General features: G+C 68.7%; 14 protein-coding genes. 8 read left to right on the forward strand and 6 right to left on the reverse strand.

Annotation, left to right across the window (positions count from 1 at the left end):
- Positions 1–35 precede the first annotated feature (35 nt).
- Positions 36–1,334, reverse strand: a complete 1,299-nt coding sequence (locus ACT3HL_RS08750) for an MFS transporter (protein WP_445086443.1) — start codon at positions 1,332–1,334, stop codon at positions 36–38.
- Between the two features lie 126 nt (positions 1,335–1,460).
- Entirely contained in the window at positions 1,461–3,686 is a 2,226-nt protein-coding gene (locus ACT3HL_RS08755; protein ID WP_445086444.1) for an AAA family ATPase, read from the reverse strand.
- A 93-nt stretch (positions 3,687–3,779) separates the two neighbouring features.
- Between ACT3HL_RS08755 and ACT3HL_RS08760 the strand changes: the two genes are divergently transcribed.
- Positions 3,780–3,914 carry a DUF7128 family protein gene (locus ACT3HL_RS08760; protein ID WP_445086445.1) on the forward strand — a complete coding sequence of 45 codons (135 nt, stop codon included), beginning with the start codon at positions 3,780–3,782 and terminating at the stop codon, positions 3,912–3,914.
- 42 nt (positions 3,915–3,956) lie between these two features.
- On the opposite strand, the gene ACT3HL_RS08765 is transcribed toward ACT3HL_RS08760, so the two are convergent.
- From ACT3HL_RS08765 to ACT3HL_RS08775, 3 genes are all read right to left on the reverse strand, one after another.
- Positions 3,957–4,826, reverse strand: coding sequence for a DUF7524 family protein (locus tag ACT3HL_RS08765; protein WP_445086446.1), 870 nt, complete (start codon positions 4,824–4,826; stop codon positions 3,957–3,959).
- A gap of 75 nt (positions 4,827–4,901) precedes the next feature.
- On the reverse strand, positions 4,902–5,090 hold the full coding sequence (locus tag ACT3HL_RS08770) for a methytransferase partner Trm112 (protein WP_256307737.1): 189 nt from the start codon (positions 5,088–5,090) through the stop codon (positions 4,902–4,904).
- A 110-nt stretch (positions 5,091–5,200) separates the two neighbouring features.
- Positions 5,201–6,529 (reverse strand): adenylosuccinate synthase, encoded by a 1,329-nt coding sequence (locus tag ACT3HL_RS08775; protein WP_445086447.1) that lies wholly within the window; start codon positions 6,527–6,529, stop codon positions 5,201–5,203.
- Positions 6,530–6,694: 165 nt separating this feature from the next.
- On the opposite strand from ACT3HL_RS08775, the gene ACT3HL_RS08780 reads away from it, so the two are divergent.
- A complete protein-coding gene (locus tag ACT3HL_RS08780) occupies positions 6,695–7,000 on the forward strand; it encodes a hypothetical protein (RefSeq protein ID WP_445086448.1) in 306 nt (101 codons plus the stop codon).
- Between the two features lie 96 nt (positions 7,001–7,096).
- On the opposite strand, the gene ACT3HL_RS08785 is transcribed toward ACT3HL_RS08780, so the two are convergent.
- Positions 7,097–9,433 carry a DUF7527 domain-containing protein gene (locus tag ACT3HL_RS08785; protein ID WP_445086449.1) on the reverse strand — a complete coding sequence of 779 codons (2,337 nt, stop codon included), beginning with the start codon at positions 9,431–9,433 and terminating at the stop codon, positions 7,097–7,099.
- Positions 9,434–9,558: 125 nt separating this feature from the next.
- Here ACT3HL_RS08785 and ACT3HL_RS08790 point away from each other — a divergent pair, with 125 nt between their 5' ends.
- The 6 genes from ACT3HL_RS08790 to ACT3HL_RS08815 all read left to right on the forward strand — a co-directional run bounded on the left by ACT3HL_RS08790 (position 9,559) and on the right by ACT3HL_RS08815 (position 21,292).
- Positions 9,559–11,043, forward strand: a complete 1,485-nt coding sequence (locus ACT3HL_RS08790) for an ATPase domain-containing protein (RefSeq protein WP_445086450.1) — start codon at positions 9,559–9,561, stop codon at positions 11,041–11,043.
- Entirely contained in the window at positions 11,040–16,274 is a 5,235-nt protein-coding gene (locus tag ACT3HL_RS08795) for a PAS domain S-box protein (RefSeq protein ID WP_445086451.1), read from the forward strand. Before ACT3HL_RS08790 ends, ACT3HL_RS08795 begins: the two co-directional genes overlap by 4 nt.
- Before the next feature lie 100 nt (positions 16,275–16,374).
- A complete protein-coding gene (locus ACT3HL_RS08800; protein WP_445086452.1) occupies positions 16,375–17,934 on the forward strand; it encodes a phosphoribosyltransferase family protein in 1,560 nt (519 codons plus the stop codon).
- The gene (locus ACT3HL_RS08805) at positions 17,931–18,899 is read left to right on the forward strand and encodes a DNA-processing protein DprA (RefSeq protein ID WP_445086453.1); all 969 of its coding nucleotides are present in this window, start codon (positions 17,931–17,933) and stop codon (positions 18,897–18,899) included. Before ACT3HL_RS08800 ends, ACT3HL_RS08805 begins: the two co-directional genes overlap by 4 nt.
- Positions 18,890–19,843 (forward strand): metallophosphoesterase, encoded by a 954-nt coding sequence (locus ACT3HL_RS08810; protein ID WP_445086454.1) that lies wholly within the window; start codon positions 18,890–18,892, stop codon positions 19,841–19,843. The genes ACT3HL_RS08805 and ACT3HL_RS08810 overlap by 10 nt, the downstream gene beginning before the upstream one ends.
- A gap of 204 nt (positions 19,844–20,047) precedes the next feature.
- A complete protein-coding gene (locus ACT3HL_RS08815) occupies positions 20,048–21,292 on the forward strand; it encodes an HNH endonuclease (protein ID WP_445086455.1) in 1,245 nt (414 codons plus the stop codon).
- Positions 21,293–21,302: the final 10 nt, after the last annotated feature.

Genomic DNA, 21,302 nt, shown 5'->3' on the forward strand with positions numbered 1-21,302 from the left:
TCGTTTCTAGACTGTGTAGTCCCGCTGCCGTCGGCTCACGCGTCGGCGGTCTCGTTCCCGCCCCTGACGTTCCCGCGTTCGGGGAGGAAGGCGTAGACCACACCGGCGACGCCTGTGATCGCTGCGAGCAGGCCGAACGCCGGCGCGTACAGGTCGGCATCGGCCATCGCGCCGACCGCCGTCGAGCCGAACGCACCGACGACGAAGAGGCTGGTTCGGACTGTCCCCCAGGCGGTGCCCTGGACATCGGCCGGCAGGAGCGAGACGATGTAGGCGTTCGAGATCGGCCCGACCGAGAGCCGAATTCCGAGGACGAGGACGATCAGTACGAGTCCGGGAAGGCTGGTCACGTACGGCAGCGCCAGCAGCGGAACGACGCCGACGAACGAGACGGCCGCGAGCACCCGTCCGTGGCCGAACCGGTCCGCGAGGGCGCCGCCCGCTGACTGTGACATCGCGGCACTGAGAAAGAGCAGCCCAAAGAGCGTCCCCGCGGTTGTCTCGGTGAGCCCCTTGGCCGTGACGAGGTACGTCGTGAGGAACGCGGTCAGGCCCTGGAAGACGAAGAGCATCAGCGTCGTGCCGAGCACGGCGAGTCCCACCTTCCGCGAGGAGACAGCCCGGCGGACGGCGCTCGCGTGTGCGTGGAGTCCGGTCGCGATGTCCTCGACCGTCCGGTCGGCGGTCGGCGCTCCGTCGCCCGGATTCGGATCTCCGTCGGACTCCCGTTCCGGGACGAACGCCCAGAGTGCGACCCCCGCGAGGACGAACCCCGGCACGGTGAGCGCGAGCGCTCCCCGCCAGCCGACATAACCGGTCGCGTAGGTGGCGAGCGGCGGCAGCAGCGCGGCGCCGATGCTCCCGGCCGCGAGGGCGATGCCGAACGCCGCACCGTCGCGTTCGACGTAGATGCGCGAGAGGGCGATACCGCGCGGCGGCCCATAGAGGCCCGAGGCGAGACCGAACGCGCCGGTCGCGACCAGGAACACCGCGAAAGTCGGCGAGAACGCGTACACGGCCATCGTGAGGGCGCCGGCAGTGACGCTCGTGACGAGCAGCGTCCGTTCGCCGACCCGATCGACCAAGGCGCCGGCGGGGAACTGCATCGCGGCGTAGGTGATCCACAGCAGCGTGATCGCGGCGCCGGCGACGGTCTCCGAGACCGGGAAGTCGCGCCTGATGGCCGGCAACAGCGCGGGAATCACGAAGCGCAATCCCAGCGAGAAGAACCACCCCCCGGCGATGGCTAGGAGCGTCCAGCCGCGACCGTCGCCGCGGAGCGCTGCGACCACCGTCGACGCCCGAGCGACGGGCGAGTCCTGAGACGACGACACGATCCGATGTGAGATCTGCGGCACAAAGACGCTACCGAAAGCGACGACCGCGGCGGGAACGGGGGGCGGCCACGGGAGGACGGTCCACGGATGTGCCGTCCGGTTTCATCGACCGCCGCCGTCCGGTCACCCGACCTGTGCCGACGGTCCGACCGCCGCCAGCGCCGCCTCGAAGTCCGCCTCCCCGACGACAACCTCGTCGGCGTGTTCGTTGGCCGCCTCGCCCTCGTACGCGTCGGCGACGCGCTCGATCGCCCGCATCGACGCCTCGCGGACCACGGCGGCGATGTCCGCGCCGGAGTACCCCTCGGTCCGCGCGGCGAGTTCGTCGCGGTCGATATCGTCCGCGAGCGGCTTGCCGTCGAGGTGGACGTCGATGATCTCCCGGCGGGCCGCCTCGCCCGGTTCGGGCACGTGAACGTGCGACTCCAGCCGCCCCGGGCGGAGCAGCGCCGGATCGAGCGCCGCCTTCCGATTGGTCGCCGCGAGGACGACCAAGTTCGGGTGGTCAGCGAGCCGATCGAGTTCGGTCAGGAGCTGTGAGACGACGCGCTCGCCGACGCCGGAGTCGCCGCCCGACGCGTCGCGGTTCGTCGCGACCGCGTCGATCTCATCGAAGAAGACGATCGCCGGCGCGGCCTGTCGGGCGCGCTCGAACACCTCGCGGACGGCCTTCTCGGACTCGCCGACGTAGCGGTCCAGGAGCTCCGGCCCGGCCACCTGCACGAAGTTGACGCCGCTCTCGCCGGCAATGGCGCGCGCGAGGAGCGTCTTGCCGGTCCCGGGCGGCCCGTGCAGCAGGACGCCCGTCGGCGGGTCCGCCTTCGCGGCGTCGAAGAGCGGCCCGTACGTCAGCGGCCACGTCACCGCGCGCTCGAGCGTCCGCTTCGCCTCCTCGAGACCGCCGACGTCAGCGAACGTCGTCGTCGGCGACTCGGCGACGTACTCGCGCATCGCCGAGGGCTCGACCGCCGCCATCGCCGCCTCGACGTCGGCGCGGGTCACCTCGAGTTCGGCGATCGGGGCGTCGACGTCCTCGCGGCGACCGCGGCGGAGCGCGATCATCGCCGCCTCCGTGGTCAGCGATTCGAGGTCCGCGCCGACGAAGCCGTGCGTCCGAGCCGCGAGCCGGTCGAGGTCGACGTCCTCGGCGAGCGGCATCCGCCGGGTGTGAACGTCGAGAACCTCTCTGCGCCCCCGCTCGTTCGGCACGCCGATCTCGATCTCGCGGTCGAAGCGACCCCCGCGGCGCAGCGCGGGGTCGAGCACGTCGACGCGGTTCGTCGCGCCGATGACGACGACGTCGCCGCGCGCGTCGAGCCCGTCCATCAGGCTGAGAAGCTGGCCGACGACCCGGTTCTCGACGTCGCCGCCGTCGTCGCGCTTGCCCGCGATCGAGTCGATCTCGTCGAAGAAGACGATCGCCGGCGCGTTCTCGCGCGCTTCGGCGAACTTCTCGCGGAGTTTCTCCTCGGATTCGCCCTTGTACTTCGACATGATCTCCGGCCCCGAGACGTCGATGAACGCCGCGTTGACCTCGCTTGCGACCGCCTTCGCGATGAGCGTCTTGCCGGTCCCCGGCGGCCCGTACAGCAGTACCCCCTGCGGGGGGTCGATGCCGAGGTGCGCGAACACCTCCGGCTCCGAGAGGGGCAGTTCGATCATCTCCCGGATGAGATCGAGTTCCTCGTCGAGGCCGCCGATGTCCTCGTAGGTGACGGCGGGCGTCACGCCCGCCCCGCCGCCTCCGCTTTGATCTGCTTCGCTCCCCGCCCGGCCGCGCTCGTCGCGGTCGGACCCCCCTGAACCCCGCCCGCCCCCGGTGATCGAGGAGACGACGCGGCTCACCCGCCCCTCTCGGCTCAGGCGCAGTTTCGTGGCGTCCGTGACGCGGACCATCCCGTCAGGCGCCGTCTCCGAGACGACGAACGGGTCGTCGCTAAGCGACTCGAAGTGGATCTGCCCGCCGGGCTGGATCGGCCGGTCGCGGATGGCCCGCTTGATCAGTTCGACCGCGCGGTCGTCGTCCTCGAAGGCGACGTCCTCGGGCATCGACAGCGTCACCGACCGGGCGTCCTCGACGTCGACCTTCCGGACGCGGACGGTCTCGCCGATCTTCGCGCCGGCGTTCGTCCGCGTGTCGGCGTCGACGAGGACCGCGTCGTCGGGGACGTCGCCGCCGGCCGGCCACACTTTCGCGACCGTCTCTCGGCCGCCCGCGACGACGACGGTGTCGCCGCTGAGGACGCCGAGTCGCCGCCGCGCCGACTCGGGGAGGCGGGCGATGCCCCGCCCGGCGTCTCGCTTTTCGGCCCCGCGAACGGTCAGTTCGAGGCCGTCGTCCGCGCTCATACCCCCCGATTCGAGCCGGCCGGACTTCTGTCTTGCCCGCCATCGCGCGTCGTCGGGGGAAGCGTTTTGGTCCGTGATACCGTTCCACAGGATATGGTATCGACCGTCACGCGGGACGGCCAGACGTGGTATCAATGCGACGAGTGCGGGCTGTTGCTCGACGACGAGGCCGACGCGGAGGCGCACGAGGAGCACTGCGACGCGGAGGAGCCGTCGTACCTGCAGTGACCCTCGGACTCTCTTGTCTCGTCCGCGCGCTCCCGCACCGGCTCACCGCAGCAGGATCCATCCCGCGGTCGACAGGACGGCCGCGACGACGGCGACGATCACGAGACGGAGCGCGAACTCGGTGACGGCGACCATCACCCCGAGGCCGACCACGAGCGCGACGGCGGCGAGGGCGAGGAACGAGAGCTCCTCCCGCGAGGGCGATTCCACGAGTGAGAAAAGCCTCGGGAGTAACCCGGTGACCGGCGGCTCGATCCGGCCGTCCTCCCGCGACGCGGCCGCTCCGGTGGATCGATCGGCGCTCGCTCGGCCGGCTCCCCCGGACGTCGTTTCGGTCTCCCCGGATGTCGGTTCAGATCTCACGGATGCCGATCTGGTACCCCCGGATGCCGATCTGTCCCCTCCGGATGTCGCTGTGGCTCCCACGGTCGCGTCGCTCCCCTGCGGCCGCTCCGCGTCCCCGACGGGTCGCTCTCGACCGTTCTCATCCGCCGTTCGCGGGCCGGGTTCGGACGCTCGTGCGTTGGATTCGGACGTCCGTGCGTTGGGTTCGGTCGCGTTGGCGCCGGGCGTCGTCGTCGACGCGGACTTCGCGTCGGGAACGACGGTCACCGCCACTCGCGCTGTCTCCGCCCCGTAGCCGGTGACGATCTCGAGGTCGCCGGTGACCGGCCGCTCGCGGGTGACGGTCCCGACCGGCACGCGGCGCACGGCGCCGCCCTCGACGTAGTGGTTTCCGCCGTCGATTTGCGCCACCCGCGAGAGGTCGTCTCCGAGACGGAGGTGCACGTGCGCGTCCCCGCCGGCGTTGTGCAGTTCGACGTGAAACGGGCCGCGGGACGCGAACTCCTCGGGGGCGTCGATTGCGTGTACCGCCGCGCCGTTCAGTTCGACTCGGAGGGACTCTGACACGTGGGCGTCGACGCGGCGCGGGTGTAAAAGCGTTCAGGTGGGTGGCGGCCGTTCGATACGGTACCCTCCGAGAAGTCACTCCTCGTCGCGCATGTCCGGCGGCAGCAGGTTCGGGATCCCGTCTTCGATCGGGTAGACCTCGCCGGTGACGGTTCCGATGAGTCGCCCCTCGATGATCTCCTCGCCGTCGCGCTCGTCGACTTCGAGTTCGAGGTCGCTCTTGTCGAGGGGGTCACAGAGGATATCCATCAGTGACTCTTTCATCACCCTACGGGAGGAAACCGGCGGTGAAAAGGCTACGGGTTCGCCGCCCGACCGCGACCCGCCGAAGGCGTTCCCGCTCGGCTACTGTCCGTCGGGGATTCCTCGCCCGGTTACTGTCCGTCGAACGGGTTCGCCAACTCGATCGTCTCCGCGCGGTCGGGGCCGACGCCGATGGCGTAGATCGGGGCGTCGACCTCCGCTGCGACGTATTCGAGGTAGGTCTTCGCGTTCTCGGGGACGGCGTCGTAGCCGTCCTCGGCCACCGATGTCCAGTCGACCTCGGGCCAGGGCTCGAACTCGCGGAGGTTCGGCTCACAGCGACCCCAGCGCTCGGTCGTCGCCGGCATCGTGAGGATCTCCTCGCCGTCGAGGTCGTATGAGTGGCCCACCTTCACCTCCTCGAGTCCCGCGAGGACGTCGATGTGGTTCACGGCGATGCCGGTGAAGCCGTTCGCGCGCGCGGCGTGTCGCAGCATCGGGATGTCGAGCCAGCCGATGCGCCGCGGTCGGCCGGTGACGGTGCCGAACTCGCCGCCCTTCTCGCGGATGTAGTCGGCGAGGTCCTCGTCGTCGCCGGTCAGTTCGGTCGGGAGCGGGCCGGTGCCGACCCGCGAGAGGTACGCCTTGACGATGCCGACGACCTCGCCGCGGCCGACGACCGTCGGGCCGATACCCGTGCCGGTCGACGCGCCCCCGGCGGTGGGGTTCGACGACGTGACGTACGGGTAGATGCCGTGGTCGATGTCGATCGAGGTGCCCTGTGCGCCCTCGAAGAGCACGTCCTCGCCGCGGTCGAGGTGCGAGCCGAGGAACTCCCCGGCGTTGACGGTCATCGACTCCTCGGCGAGCCGCTCGCCGATCTCGCGGTACTCCTCGAAGACGGCGTCGACGTCGAACGCCTCGCCGGCGTCGACGCCGAAGACGTCCTCCGCCAGCGCGCGCTTCTGCGGGACGACGTACTCGAGTCGGTCGCGGAGGACCTCGGGATCGAGCAGGTCGCCGATCCGGATCCCCCGCCGCCCCGCTTTGTCCTCGTACGTCGGGCCGATTCCCCGACCGGTCGTGCCGGCGTCGAGGTCCGAGTCGGATTTCGCCTCCTCCTCGATGCCGTCGAGGACGCGGTGGTACGGCATAATCACGTGCGCGCGGCGGGCCACCCGGACGTCGGGGTCGAGGCCGCGGTCTCGTAGCTCGTCGATCTCCGAAAAGAGGGTCTTCGGGTTCACGACGCAGCCGTTGCCCAACACGCCGACCTTATCGCGGACGGCGCCGCTGGGAACGAGAGACAGTTTGTACTCGTCGCCGTCCTCGACGACGGTGTGGCCGGCGTTGTCGCCGCCCTGATACCGCGCGACGACGTCGGCGTCGCCTCCCCACAGGTCGACGAGGGCGCCCTTGCCCTCGTCGCCCAGCTGGGAACCGACGATAGTGACGGTCATACACGGCGATTCTTCGCCCCTCGTGAAACCCATTACGGTAAGCGGTCGGGGCCGACCCGAACCGTTATTTACCAATCCGTGCGTACGCCGTGGTACGCTCTGTCGTGTGGTTCGCGGGGTCGGAGGACAACATTTAAATCCCGCCCAGACAAGTTAACAGATGACATGATAGATCGACTCGAAAAGGAAGTGGATATGCTTGAACGCCACTTGCAGGTCCTGCGAATGGTCATCGAAAGCGAACCGATCGGTATCGTGAAGATGTCGAACGAGACCGGCTACCCCCACCACAAGGTGCGCTATTCGCTCCGCGTGCTCGAAGAGGAGAACCTCATCGAGCCGTCGAGTCAGGGAGCGATCACCACGGAACGCACAGGCGAGTTCGTCGACGAGCTCGACGAGAAACTCGACCAGATCGTCGACAAACTCGACGAGATGAAGATCGAAGAGACCGTCGAAGTCGGCAACTGAATCGGTCCCACCGGGCGCGTCGGTCGGCGCGCGATCGACGCCGAATCTCCTCTGTCCTTCTGCGGCGACTCGGGGCGAGAGCCGCTGCGCCCCGCCCTAGAGGTCCGGGACGTTCAAGTGGAACTCGCCGTTTCGCGCCTCCACCAGACAGAGGTGATACCCGCGCTTTCGGGAGAGCTTCACGTACGAGAGCTTCTTCGAGCGCGCGAACAGGCCGCCGCCGGTCTCCTCGGCGACGGCCTCCAGCGCGCCGGGTTCGTAGAACGACTCGGTGACGTAGAAGCCCGCCGAGAGCGACTCGTCGGCCTCGGCGATCGTTCCGGTGTTCTGGACGAGCGATTCGACCATCGCCTCCGTGGTGGCGTTCCGCGACGCGTTGAGGTCCGCGACGAACAGCGGATCGCCCATCTTGTCCCGGAAGATCACGTCGAACTCGCACTGTTCGACGCCGTCGTCGGTGTCGACTCCCACGGTGCCGTCCAGCTCGATTCGATCGATCTCGGGGATCGTATCGAAGACGCCGCCGAGTCCGGTTCGGTTGCCCGTCTCGCCGATCTCATAGAGCAGCTCCGTCACGACCCAGTTCGCGAACGCGTACTCGGTGCTCTCGCGGAGGAACGCCTCGTAGGGCTGCCCGTCGACGGCGACCCCCTCGCTCTCGAACGTCGTGTGGTGTTCGAGCCGGAGGTTCTCGCGCACGTCCTCGCGCGGCGCCTCGCCGTCGTGGGCGTGCTCCAGCGTGCCCGTCCCCTTCTTTTCGTACCGAACGAAGAGGTTCGTCCCCGAGAGCGCCTGTCTCGGCGACATCGACGTCTGCACGTCCTCCGTCTCCGACGCCGCCGCCGCGCTCTGGAGTTCGCTCTCGAGCCGCTCGACTTCGGCCCGCAGTTCGTCGCGTTCGGCCTCGAGCGCATCGACGCGCTCGCGGTACTCCGCCCGCTCGGACCGGAGCGCGTCGCGCTCGTCGATTAGCTCCTCGCGTTCGGTCTCCAGCTCCTCGACCCGGTCTCTCGCCCGCGCCAAGCGCTTTTTGACCCGGTCTGCGTCCGCTTGGGGTGCCGGATCGGGCCCCTCCGTTGCACGGGGCTGTGAGCGGTCCGCGTCCGATCCCCGAGCGCGCTCTGAAGCCCGTTGCGTGCGTTTTCTGGCCTCCTTCCGCTCGCTGCGCTGCTTCTGCATCTGCGCGACCCGTTCGCGCGCCGAGCGCCGGTCCTCGTCGTCGCTCCGCGTCGCGGTCCCGTTGGTCCGCGACTCGCTGGGGTCGAGCGACGGGATCGACCGCGCCTCCCGCCAGCGCTCTTCGTCGGAGAAGACGCTGGGTTCGGCCTCCGTCGGTCCGTCTGCCGTCTCCCGGTCGCGACTGACACCGGTACCGGTCCGGCCCGCGTCCTCGCCGTCGTCCCCCACCGGAGCGGTGGAGCGGTCGGGGACCGGACGCTCGCCCCCGACGGCCGGATCCGAATCCCCGGGGTCGGCGCCCGAACCTCCGCTCTCGGGGACCGAGTCCGCCTCGGCGCCCGTCGACGTGGGCGCCGCGGTCGCGTTCGGATCGTCTGTGGGATCGCTCTCCCGGCCTTCCGGTGACTGCCCCGGTGATTCGACGCCCGGACCCGGGTCCGCCGATGCGGCGTCGGCGGCTTCGGGATCGGTTTCGGGCGCGGATTCGTCGTCCGCTGCGGCCGCGGACGGCGGGTCGCCGCCGGCTCCGGCGTCCGCCGGTGCGTCAGCGTCCGCTGCGATCGCCGCCTCGCCGTCGGGTGTCGCCTCGGCGTCGTCTCCGCTCGGGTCGTCCGCGGACGCGTCTCGAGGCGTCACCGCGTCGCGTTCGTCGTCGACCCCAGCGTCGTCGGCTGTGGAGTCGTCTGTCGGCGCTTCGTCGTCGGGCGGCTCGGGGAGCGCGGGGAGTTCGAGGATGTCGACGTCGGCGTCTATGACCTCGTAGATCCCGACCTCGTCGGCGGCCTGCTCGAAGGCGTCCTCGCCGGTCACGAGCCGCTTCGAGGTGCCGACGAAGGCGGCGCTCATCGATTTGCCGCCGTGGTAGACGACGTAGTAGTCCCCCGACAGAACGTTCTCTGAGAGTTCGATGTAGCCCGTGAAGCCGCCGTTCGAGAGCGTCTGGTCGGCGTCAGAAAGCGGCGTATCGTTCGTGTAGTACCTCGCGCGCGTCTCCCCCCCGCGCTCCTGCATCGCGAACAACAGCGGCAGACTCGGATCCGCCGCGCGGTAGGCCGTCAGTTCGGCGTCCTCGAAGTCCTCGATGTCGCCCTCGAAGACGCCGATGACGCGGCCGTTGAGGTAGAATGCCCACGTCATCCCGGCGGAGACGGCCCCGCTGAACTCCGTGTCCGCGAGCTGGTGGAGCCCCTCGTATCCCTCCGATGCGGCGACCGTCTCCCAGTCGGTCACCACGTCGATAGTTCGACTGTTCATCCCTCTATGTATCACCGAATGCGGATCAAATACTTTCCGGAGGCTCACCACCCAGCGCGACGCGAGTCCGACGATATCCCACGCGAACCTATTTCCGTTCTCCCCCGCGATGAGTCCCCAAGCGAATGGCTTCTACACGATCGGAAATCACCCAAGTCGACAGCGGGATTCCGGGGCTGGACGAGCTGCTTCGCGGCGGGTTCGTCAGCGGCCGAATGTATCTCATCTCCGGTGACTCCGGGACGGGGAAGACGACGCTCGCCGCGCAGTTTCTCGAAGCGGGGCTCGACGCCGGCGACACCGTGCTCTATATTCACGGCGAGGAGACCGCCGCTGAGATCGACGCGAACGCCTCCCGGTTCGGTATCGACCTCGCGCGCGCGGACTTTCTCGATCTGGGACCGGACTCGGAGTTCTTCACCGAGGGCGCGTCCTACGACTTGGTCCGACCCGCCGACATCGAGGAGGAGCGGTACACCGAGGCGATCCACGAGGCGATCCGAGAGGTCGATCCGGACCGGGTCGTGATCGACCCGATCACCCAACTGCACTACATCGAGAACTCCGAGTACCACTTCCGAAAGCGGATCCTCTCGTTCGTGCGATTCCTCAAAGAGCGGGACATCACGGTGCTGGCAACCGCCACGACTGGCGCTCACCGCGGCGCCGGGTCCGAGATCCGCTCACTGAGTGACGGCGTCATCACGCTCTCGCGGACGGACGACGGCCGCCGGATCGAGGTCGAGAAGAACCGCGGATACGGACAGATCGACGGCGATCACGGCGTGACGTTCGACGCACACGGGCTCGAGGTCTTCCCCAAGGTCCGCCCCCGGCCGTCCGACAGGCCGTTCGATCCCGAGCCGATCCCGTCCGGTATCAGCGCCCTCGACGACCTCGTCGGCGGCGGCTTCGAGCGCGGGACGGTGACGTTCATCAGCGGCCCACCGGGCGTCGGGAAGACGACGCTCGGGACGCTGTATCTCGCGGCGGCCGCGGGGGAGACCGGGCCGTCGGCCATCTACCTCTTCGAAGAGCGGATCGAAACGTTCGTGCACCGCTGTCGGTCGATCGGCATCCCGATCGACGAACTGCGCGAGGACGGGCGGCTCTCGATCAGGGTCGTCGATCCGCGGGCGCTCTCGGCGGAGGAGTTCGCTCACACCGTCCGGGAGGACGTCGAAAACGGCGGCGTCGAGACGGTCCTTATCGACGGCCTGAGCGGCTACATCTCCGCGATCCAGGGCGACGAGTCGGAGCTCGAACGGGAGATCCACGCGCTGACGCGCTATCTCACCAACCGCGAGGTGACGGTGTTCGTCGTCGACACCGTCCATCAGATCACGGGGCTCTCCTCGGCGACGAGCCGGCAGATGAGCCCGATCGCGGACAACCTCCTGTTTCTCAGCTACGTGGAGCTCCGCGGCTCGCTCCGCAAAGTCGTCGGCGTCCTCAAGAAGCGGGCCGGCGGTTTCGAGCACACGCTTCGAGAGTTCGAGATCACGACGGACGGGATCCGCGTCGCCGAGCCGATGACCGAGTTCAGCGGCATCCTCCACGGAACGCCCCAGTACGGACAGTGGAACCCACCGGGCGACAAGCGACAATGACGCCGAGCCCGCCGCCAAACGCGGGGGCACGTGACAGCGATTCAACGGACGAACCGCGTGGTGACGAGTCGAGCGCGGGCCAACGCGACCGCAGATCGAGCGCGAAGCCACTCGACCCCGAGCCGTACGCCGATGACGCGTCGGGGACGGTGCAGTTGATCGTCGCCGACAGGGGGAACCGAACCGCGATACGGTCGATGCTCAGCGATCACTTCGACGTGGTCACGGGCGAGACGCTGCGGGAGGCGGACCTGTACCTCGTCGAGGACCACCTCTTCGGCTCGTATCACGAGACGTTACGCGACCGGGTCGAGCGGGAGGCGCCGGCGTTCTGCCCGGTCGTCCTGATCCGGCGGCCGACGACGACCGTGCCGTGGAGCCGCTGGGGGCACCCCTCCGATGACGACCCGGTTCTCATCGACGACGTCGTGGACGCGCCGATCGACCGGAGCCTCCTGATCCGGCGTCTGCATTCGCTGCTCATCCGTCGCCAGCAGTCCGCGGCGGTCGTACAGCAGGTCGAGACGCTGGAACGGCGAGAACGGACCCTCCGTCGGTTCGAGCGCAGCGTCGACTCGACCGGCAACGGGATCGCGATCACCGACAGCGACGGCACGATCGAATACGTGAACCCGGCGTTCGAGGCGATCACCGGGCACGCAGAGCGCAGCGTCGTCGGGGAAACGCCGCGAGTGTTGCTCCCGTCGGGAGCCGCCGACGCGTTCACAGAGCGGTTCTGGCGAACGATGGTCGACCGGGGTCGATGGGAGGGCGAACTCGTCGTCGAACGCGCCGATGGGACCCGGTGCATCGCGGACACCTCGGTCACCGGGATCAGAGACGACGAGGGGGTCACCGAGGGGTTCGTCATCGTCTTCAGCGACGTCACCGAGCGGATCCAGCGGGAGCGCGAGCTCGAACACCGCGAACAGGAGCTCGAACTGCTCCGACAGATCCTGACGCGATATCTCCGCCACAACCTCAGGAACGATCTGAACGTGATACTCGGCTACGGCCAGCTGCTCGAGGCCGACGAGTCGCTGTCGGCGGCCCACGCGAAACCGGTGGAGGCCATCACCCGAACGGCGGAGCGACTGCTCGAGAAGAGCGACACCGCTCGGACGTACAGCTCGCTGCTCGCACGGGACGTCGCGCTGTCACCGATCGATCTCTCGGCGGTCGTGACCGACGCGGTCAGTTCGCTCCGCGAGCAACACCCCGACGTGGACGTCGACCTCGACGTGCCGGAGGAGTGCGTTATCCACGCGCGGAGCGGCGTCCGACACGCCGTCGAGGAACTGCTCGATAACGCGGCGCGGTACGCCGACGCCGCGTCGCCGCGCGTCCGGGTCAGCGTCCGGGGGTTCGACGGCGCGACGCTGACTATCGAGGACAACGGAACCGGGATCTCAGAGCAGGAACTGGCGGCGCTCGAACAGGGCGAGGAGACGCCGCTTTCGCACAGCACCGGGGTCGGCCTGTGGCTGAGTAAGTGGGTCATCGAGGGGGTGGGCGGCCAGATCACCTTCGAGACCACCGACGGGGGGACCCGCGTCACCGTCGAGTTCCCCTCCGCCGAGCAGGTCGGTTCCGAGGGGCTCGACATCCCCACGCTACAGGAGCGCGAGCGACGGCTCCAAACGGTCATCAACCGCGTGACGGACGCGATCGTCGAGGTCGACGCGGCGTGGACGATCACCCTCTTCGATCAGCGGGCCGAGGAGATTCTCGGCGTCGACGCGGTGGACGCCCTCGGTCGCGACCTGTGGGACGTGTTTTCGGACGCGAGCGAAACGCCGTTCGAGGGGGTCTTCCGGGAGGTGATGGACTCCCGATCCTCACAGAGCCTCGAGGCGTACTACCCCGGGATCGACGGCTGGCTCGACGTCTACGTGTACCCCGATTTCGACGGCGGGCTCTCGTTTTACTTCCGCGATACGACCGAGCACAACGAACAGCAGGCGGAGCTGCAGCGGGCGTACGCGCGGATGGAGTTCGCACTGAGCGTGACGGACGCGACCGTCTGGGAGTGGGACGTCGAGACCGACACGGCGACGACGCACCCGGACACGCACACGACTCTCGGGACGAGGGTGACGACCGGCGAGGACTTCGTCTCGGGGGTCCACCCGGCGGACCGAGCTCGCGTCCGCGACGCGCTGGAAACCGCCATCGAGACCGACCGTCCCTACAGCGCCGAGTACCGGGTGCTGGACGGCGGTTCGGTCCGGTGGATCGAAGATTACGGCGAGGTCTGGAAGACCGGACCGGGGCCGTCGCCGCAGTTGGTCGGGGTGGCAAAGGAGATCACCGAACGCAAAGAGCGCGAACAGCAGCTGCAAGAGCGCGTGAAGGAGCTGACGATGATTCACGACGCGACGAGCGTGTTCGAGTCGAGCGATGCGCCGCTCGAGGAGTTGCTGGCGCAGTTCGTCGCGGCGATTCCGGGGTCGTTCCAGTACCCGGACCGCACCGAAGCGCGGGTCTCATACGGCGAGAGCGAGGTCGCGACCGACGGCTTCGACCCGTCGAACCGGGCGCTCTCGGCGACGGCCGAACTCGCCGACGGGACCGCGATCCGTCTCGATGTCGCCGTTCGCCTCGACGGTCTGCCGGACCCCGACGGGGCGGTCCTCCCCGAAGAGCGCGCGCTCGTGAACACGCTCGCCTCGCTCGCCGGCGGCTCTATCGAACGCCGACGGTCCCAGCGCGAACTCGAACGCACCGGCGACCTGCTCGCGAACGCCGAGCGACTGGGTGGTGTCGGCGCGTGGGAGGTCGATCTCGAAAGCGAGGAGGTCCGCTGGACCGAGGGCGCGAGACGGATTCACGGGGTTTCCCGCGACTTCGACCCGACAGTCCCGACGGTCCTCGAGTTCGCCCATCCCGACGACCGCGGCCGGATCGTCGAGACCGTCGGGGAGTGCCTCGAAACTGGCGAGCGATTCGATCTGGAGTTCCGAATCGACACTGCGGGCGGCAGCCGCCGCTGGGTCCGCGCGGAGGGCGAGCCGGCCGAGGAAAACGGCCGGCGGACGGTCCGCGGGTACATCCAAGACGTCACCGAGCGGCGGGAGCGCGCCCGCCGGTTCGAGGCCATCTTCAACCAGACGTATCAGTTCACGGGGCTCTTAGAGCCCGACGGGACGCTCATCGAGGCCAACGAGTCCGCGCTGGCGTTCGGCGGTCTCGATCGGGAGGACGTCGTCGGGAAGAAGGTCTGGAACGCACACTGGTTCCGGATCTCCGAGGAGACGCAGGCCCAGACGAGAGCAGACGTCGAACGGGCGGCCGCCGGCGAGTTCGTCCGGCGCGAGCTGGAGGTCCAGGGTGCGGACGCCACCGCAGTGATCGACTTCTCGATCCGCCCGATCACCGACGAGGACGGCGAGGTCGTGCTGTTGGTTCCGGAAGGCAGAGACATCAGCGCCCTCAAAGCGCGCGAGCGGGAGCTCGAACGGGCGCGGGAGCTCCTCGAACAGACGGGTCGGCTCGCGGACGTCGGCGGCTGGGAGGTCGACGCGGAGACGGGAGACGTCTTCCGGACGGCGAACCTCTCTGTGCTCCTCGGGCTGGGGGCCGGACGCGAGCCGAGCGTCGAGGAGGCGCTCGAACGAATTCACGAGGCGGACCGATCGACCGTCGAAGCCGCCCTCGCGTCGGCGCTCGAATCGGGGGAGCCGTTCGACGTCGAAGTCCGCGTGCGACACGGCGACGGCGAGGTCCGCTGGCTTCGGATCCTCGGCACCCCCCGGGAGGAGGACGGCTCCGTCCGCGCGGTTCACGGCGCAACCCAAGACGTCACCGAGCGGAAGGAGATCGAGGCCGCGCTCGAGGCCGAACGGGATCTGCTGTCGGGCATCGTCGAGACCAGCCCGGTCGGGATCACTGTCGTCGGCGCCGACGGAACGATATCGCTCGTCAACGAGCGGGCCGAGGAGATATACGAGCGCCCGCGGGAGTCGATCGGGGAGTTCACGCACGACGACCCCCGGTGGGACCTCGTCGACGAGGACGGCGGGGCCTTCGACGACGGCGAGACGCCGTTCGAGCGGGTCGCCGCCGGCGAGCGGATCCACGATCAGATCGTCGGTATCCGCCGACCCTCCGGAGAGCGCGTGTGGGTGTCCGTCAACGGGGCCCCCCTGCGGGACGCCGACGGGGACGTCGAAAAAGCCGTCTTCGCCTTCGAGGACGTCACCGAGCGCCGCCAACTGGAAGCGAAGCTCCAAGAGATCCTCGGTCGGGTGACCGACGCCTTCTACGCGGTCGACGAGGAGTACCGGTTCACGCACGTCAACGACCGGGCCGCGGAGTTGCTGCAGATGGACGCAGAGGGGCTGATCGGCGAGACCCTCTGGGAGCAGTTCCCGGAAGCCGCCGAGTCGGACACGGTCTGGAACGCCTTCCACACCGCGTTGGAGACGCAGGAGTCACAGGGCTTCGAGCTCTACTTCGAGCCGCTCGATTTCCGGGTCGAAGCGACCGTGTACCCCTCCGAGACCGGCCTCTCGGTCTACTTCCGGGACGTGACCGAACGACGAGAGCGCGAGCGGGAACTCGAGCGGCAGAACGAGCGACTGGAGGAGTTCGCCAGTGTCGTCTCCCACGATCTCAGGAACCCGCTGAACGTCGCGATCGGGCGGCTCTCGCTCGCGCGGGAGGAGATCGACAGCGCACACTTCGAGGCGCTCGGGAGGGCCCTCGACCGGATGAAACGGATCATCGACGACCTGCTCTTGCTGGCGCTTGAGGGCCAAGACATCGGCGCCGTCGAACCGGTTCGCCTCCGCGACGCCGTCGAGTCGGCGTGGCGGATGGTCGCAGACGCCGATGACGGGCTCGAGATCGAACTCGAAAGCGGAGCCGACGGCGGAGCAGAGCGCGGACCGCGGGCGATCCTAGCGGACGACGACCGCCTCCGCCAACTGCTCGAGAACCTCTTCCGGAACGCGAAAGAGCACGGTGGCGAGGGCGTCACGGTGACGGTCGGCGCGCTGGAGGGCGGCTTTTTCGTCGAGGACGACGGCCCCGGGATTCCCGAAGCGGTTCGATCGGAGGTGTTCAGGGCGGGCTATTCGACCTCGAAGGACGGGACCGGGTTCGGCCTGAGCATCGTCAAACAGATCGCCGACGCACACGACTGGGCGGTGACGGTCACCGACGGGGCCGACGGCGGGGCGCGGTTCGAGATCACGGGCGTTCGGGACGCGACGGACCGATCAGTCTGATAGGGTCGATGGGGCGGCCGTCTGCTGGGCCGGCCCCCCGAACGCGCCCTCGCGAATAACAAGGTTCTACTGGCTCGGGGCCGACGGGCGAACGGGACAAATGGACGGGGCCGACACATACGACTGTCCGGTCACGGGATGCGGCTACGCTGGGGACCTCGACGCGGTGCTCGCCCACGTCGACACCGTCGCCAACCCGGCGCACTCGTGGGCCGCACTCGGCTATTCTGACGCCGCGGAGTACGAGCGCATCGCCCGATCGGAGCGCGACGCGAACCGGACCGACGACGGGAAGATCCGGCCATCGCCGCTCTCGGAGCTGTACGAAGCGTTCCGCGGTATCCGGACCGCGGTGTCGGCGACGCTCGAGGCCGACTCGTCCGAGATCGATCCCGACGACCGCTCGAATCCCCTCGTTCAGTATCGCGAGGTGCTGGGCGCGTTCTGTGGGACGACCGAACACGAGTCCGGTGACATCCTCGGATACGGCCCTCAACACGTCGACCGCGTCGACCACAGAGTGGCCGATTACCGAGAGCACTACGGGAACGGCGACTGGATCACGGCGTTTCAGTGCATCGAGGTCGAGCCGCTGAGCGAGGCGGTCCGCGCGACGCTGTCGTCGTACGACCGCGTCGACAACCCGGCGCTCCTCGTCCGGCCGACCACCCCGCGAACGGGCATCCCGGTGCCGGAACTGGTCCGGACGCGCGGCGAACTGGCGCGGGCGCTCTCGATCCTCGCGCGGTTCCCCTCCGAGCCGCCGGTCGAACGCGGCGAGGAGACCCAGTCGTCGACTTTCCCGGTGAAGACCGTACACGAGGCCGTCCTCTCGGAGACTGCGATCGATCCCGTCGAAGCGGACCTCACGCGGGTGTACGACCGGGCCAGAACGTCAGTGTCCGGGGCTCCGCAGTCGACGACTCCCCACTGGCGAGAGAGCCCGGCGGCGCTCGCCTCGCCGCAGTCGCCCGCCGAGATCGAGGCGTTCCTCACGCGGTACGGGAAGCTGACGCACCTCTATCAGCGGGTCGACCCGCCGGCGGAGACGCCGGTCGACGAGTCGCTCCCGGTCTTCGCCCTCGACTTCTACGATCCCGTGAGCCGCACCGCCAACCCCAGCCAGCACTCGTTTCGCATCCTCTCGTTCGCGAAGCAGCACGACGACCGGTTCCGGGGGCACTTCCTCAATCGGGTCCGGGACTTCCTGTATCAGCGCGTCCTTCGGGACTCCCTCGAGTACGATTACCTCACGGTCTACCCCGGACACAGGGCCCAGTCGCTCTCGCCCGCGCTCGTCGAACTCGCGACACAGGCGACAGTCGAGACGCCGATCGTCTACTCGGAACTGTTAGAACGGACGGAGACGACGGAAAAGCAGCGCGAAAAGGGACAACGCTCGCGGTGGGACGTCGCCCGGCGGCCGGCCGAGACGCTCACGGTCCGTCACCAGCTGTCCGGCGACCGCGTCATCGTGCTGGACGACATCGCCACGTCCGGAAGCTCGCTGTGTGCGGCCGCACACCTCCTGCGCCGGGCGGGAGCCTCGGACGTGATCGGGCTCACGCTCGGGTTCACTCGATCGCAGAACGCCGAACGCGCCAGCGAGATCACCGACCGCGAGCGCCGCCTCTCGGATATCCGCACCGACCACCAATGAACCTCGATACGCTCAGCCGGCTCGTCGCACTGACCGAACTGCGCGGCGTCGGCGACAAGCGAGCGCTTCAGCTCTACGACGCGTTCGACTCGCTCGATCGGCTGTACGCCGCGGACTCGGACGCGTTCGACGCGTTCCACTACGTCGACGGAGACACCGTCGAGGAATTGCACGAACTGGGTGACGCCGTCGACCGGAACAGAGAGCGGTTTCGACGGTGCGAAGCCGAGGGCATCGACGTGATCGGTATCGAGGATCCGCGGTACCCCGCGGCGCTCCGACGCGATCACGCGCCGCTCGTCATGTACGCGAGGGGGGAAACGGACCTCCTCGCCCGACCGTCGGTGTCGTTCGCCGGGAGCCGCGACACCGACGAGCGCGGCAGACAGTGGGCGCGTGAGGTCGCCGAGGCGCTGGCCGAGGAGTACGTGATCGTCAGCGGCGGGGCCCTCGGCGTCGACACCGCCGCCCACGAAGGGGCGCTTCGCGCGGGCGGCGAGACGATCGTCGTCTTCGGGACGGGAGTGAAACGCCCCTACCCCGAGGAGAACCGGGCGCTGTTCGAGCGGATCCTCGAGTCGGGCGGGCTCGTCGTCTCACACCGCCCGCCCGACGCGGGCCCCTCGCGGCACGGGTTCCTGCACCGGAACAAGACCAACTCCGCGCTCAGCGAGGGGATCGTCGTCGTCGCGACCGACGGCTCCGGCGGGACGATGTCGCAGTACCGCGACGCCGTCTCCCAGGGGACGCCGGTCTTCGTTCCGCCGCCGGAACTGGGGGTGACCCCCACCGGGGGAATCCGCGAGATGCTCGACGCCGGGGACGCGACGGCGGTCACGTCGGCCGCCGACGTGCATCGGTGGCTCCGGGACCTACGAGTCGAATCGAGTGCCGACCGTTCTCAAGCGGGCGCGGATCGGCCCGACGCGGACGATGAGCAATCGTCGCTGGGTGAGTGGACGTGATACCGCTCCGGGTTCGCGAAGACGTCCCGCTTCCGGCGCCGCTCCGCTCGCGCGTGGACGGCGTGGCCGACACCGCTTCGACCCCGCCCGCAGTCGTGAGTATCAGCGATATCCACGGCTATCTCGACGCCGCGCGGAGCGCGCTCACGACCCTCTCGGACCACCCTGAGTTCGATCCGCTAGTGGTCGCAGACCCCGACGGGACGCTCCACTGGGCCGACTCGAACTACGTGCTCGTGTTCAACGGCGACCTCGTCGACCGCGGCCCCGCGAACGAGGAGGTGCTCGCCCTCGTGGGCCGCCTGATCGACGAAGCGCCCCCGGGTCGCGTCCGCGTGACGCTCGGCAACCACGAGGCGATTATGCTCTCACCCGCCGTGTTCGGCTTCGAGAGGTGGTTCTCGGGACGGGTCACCACGGACGACCGGCGCGCGTTCCTCGACCGGATCGTCGACGGCCACGTCGTCGCCGCGTACCGCGGCTATTCCGTCACGTACGTCCACGCCGGGGCCGCGGACCCCTACGACGTCGACGAGGTGAACGCGTCGCTGGTCGCGGCAGCCGAGAGGCTCCGCGGTGCCTGCGGGACGCTCGAGGACGCCGACGCACAGCGGGCGGTCATCGAGAGGTACGACCGCGTGCTGGGCACCGGGGACGGCCATCCGAAAGGCCCCGAGGCGGGGCTCGTCTGGCTCGATTTCTCGCATTTGCCCCCCGACGCACCGCCGCAGGTCGTCGGTCACACGAGACACGACACGCCCCGGCGGAACGGCGCCGTCTACTGTCAGAACGTCCTCCGAAACAACCTCGACCGCGCCGGTGGCGAGGCCGTGTTCGTCGAGACGCCCCACCGGCTGTCGGCGCTCGTTAGAGAGTCCAGCGGCGGCGTTTCGCGGATCGATTCCGAGCAGTTCGATAGCGCTCCCCGACCGCGACGCCGCTGAGTCGGTCGACCATCGGGGGTACTGCGTCAGGCACCTCCTCCCTTGATCGCGTCAGGCAGGTCCTCCCCCGGTCGCGTCAAGACGTCCCCCGCAGCCGAGTCGGGCCGTGAGGACTTCGACTCACTTAGTCCGTCGCCCGCGGTACATCAATTTTTATTCGTCGGGCTGGACGACACACTCGGACGTATCACAGCGATCGCAACAATGGCACAAATAAAGCAGGACGTACGGGACGAGCGGGCGCTTCTGGAGAAGTTCGGCGCGGATCCGACGTTCAACGCCCCCGACAGATACGGCGTGCCGGAATCGTTCTATGGTGAGGGAAAGTACCCGCCGGATTGGGCCCACCGGCGCAACGCCATCTGGTGGTTACAGGACGACCAGTGCGCTCGATGCGGGCACGACGCCGGCACCGAGGGGCACGTCCACCACGCCAAGCCGCTCGCCGCGGAGGGAACGAACGGACTACAGAATCTCGTCGGGCTGTGTGCCGACTGCCACGCGCTCTTACATCCGACAGTCGACGACCTCAACGGCGATTGGCGGAAGGCCCCGAAATACCCCTGCGAAAACGCGCAATCGGAAGTCGCCGTGATCAAGCGGGACCGTCTCGACTCCGGCGACGCGGAGCAGACGGGGACGGACCTCGATTTCGAGAAGATCGGAGCCGAGGTCGGGCCGAGCGCTGACACCTACGCCTCACAGTCGCCGGCCGTCCACGACCTCCCGCCCGCCGCGGTTCGGCGGTTATCGCAGGGCGCAGACACGCCGGACGACGCTACCTCCGTCCTCGAGGGGGTAAACGAACGCCTGTTACGACGCGGTCGGGTCCCGGAAAACGAGTCGTACGACCACCGGAGGATCGAAATCGACACCACAGTGACGGGCGCACTCGGGTGGCTTTCGTCGTACGAGCCGGACGTCTCTGTCACCCCCACTGCGACGACGGAGTCGGCGGATTCCTCCGAGGCGACCGTCGAGGAAGTAGACCGCGAGACGGCCGCCGATACGACGATCATCCTCTCGGAAAACGTCACCGAAGCCGCCGTCTCGGTGCTGGGCGGCGACGGGGACGTCACTCGCCGGCGGGTGACTTTCACCGACGAAACCCCCGCGCGTTCGGCGTCGGTGTCGGTGTCGCCGCCCCCGCTGTCGGCCTCGACGGTCGGGTCGTACGCGCGGAACTTCGGGCAGAAGACGTACCTCCTGTCGATTCTCTACGCGCTTTTGTGGCTCGTCGCCGTCCCGACGGCCGGACTCGCCCTTCTCGTCTCGGTGTTCGGGATGCTGGCCGGTGCGCTCGGTGTGGTCGGGTGGGCGATACTCGCGCTCTTCTTCGACGGCTCGTGGCTCACCGTCGGCCAAATGGCCGCGAGCACGCTACTCTCCCTCGTCATCGCATCGCTTTCGGCACTGGTGCTGGAGTGGTTCGGGATCGATCTCGATTGATCTGCTCTGT

Source organism: Halobellus sp. GM3 (assembly GCF_052545375.1).